This is a genomic window from Corynebacterium sp. c25Ua_89 (genome assembly GCF_047459735.1).
In the GTDB taxonomy this organism is placed as follows: Bacteria; Actinomycetota; Actinomycetes; order Mycobacteriales; family Mycobacteriaceae; genus Corynebacterium; species Corynebacterium simulans.
This window is the reverse complement of sequence record NZ_JASBOD010000014.1, coordinates 1-1,019: the sequence shown is the minus strand read 5'-3', so window position 1 is coordinate 1,019 and position 1,019 is coordinate 1. Positions and strand designations below refer to the sequence as shown.

Here is a 1,019-nt window from a genome sequence, read left to right as displayed (position 1 = left end):
GGGAAATACGCATGCTTTCATCATCGCTGAAAGCATGCTCAAGCCATGCACTAATGCGCCCAGGTGACCACCTGCGGGCAAGGCAATCGACTACTACACCCCGAAGCGTTGGGCTTTCATCGAGCTTGCGTAGTTTTGGCCGCACCATCCGACCAGCAGTAGAAACAGCAGCGTTGTGGGCGTTATACCGCAGCTGCTCTGTGCCGTCCTCATCGACGATCTTCCAACCATTACGGGTGATTTCACGAGCGACGACACTGTGGTGCCTATTTATTTTCTGCGCGATGGCTCGTGCCGAATCACCGACACGACATCCCGCTTCAATAGCAACACGGTCTTCAACAGTAAGCCTGCGACCACGCCCTACTAAGGCGTGTTTGTCGAATACGCCGCTAGGAAATCCATCAACGGCTTGAGTTTTCATCGGTGCTGGCATAACAGAATCTTTACCCAGCTTCTTGCCTGTATCTGGCAAAGACACCACCGCCTCATCAGGCGTTCGACGATGTCGCTGCCGGCGTAACTTCGCATACCGCTGCTTCCTTATCCACCCATACACGGTAGAAGGATGCACACCGATAGCATCAGCCACTGTCTGACAGCTCTCACTAGCAAGCACTCGCTCCACGGCCTGGGCACGTTCATCAGGTGACAAGTGGGCGCGTCTAGGCCGCACTTCGATTACACCAGCTTTCTTTAACCTGCTGTGAAGCAAGCCAGTCGATATTCCAACAGTCTGTGCTGCTTGACTGATCGACATACCTGCACGCACCAACCCAACAGCCTCACGGACAAACGGATCACGCAAACGACTCGCACGCCTGCCTGGAGGTTCGACACCTCTTACCCTCAACCAACCGTAAACCGATTCGGGGCCTACACCCACATCACGCGCGACCAGGCTAACTGCCTCGCCTGCCACCACGCGCTCAACAGCAGCATCCTTAACATCCTTCGGAGTCCAACGCGTCACAACTACCTCCCGGTCGAAGTGGCGCATTCACCCCTTGACAGCACGC

2 pseudogenes are annotated in these 1,019 nt (G+C 55.5%); both read right to left on the bottom strand.

What is annotated here, in order from left to right:
• Window positions 1–531, bottom strand: a pseudogene (locus tag QKB66_RS11940) (IS30-like element IS1513 family transposase); the annotation flags it as partial.
• Window positions 532–550: 19 nt separating this feature from the next.
• Window positions 551–760 (bottom strand): annotated as a pseudogene (locus tag QKB66_RS11935) (helix-turn-helix domain-containing protein); the annotation flags it as partial.
• Window positions 761–1,019: the final 259 nt, after the last annotated feature.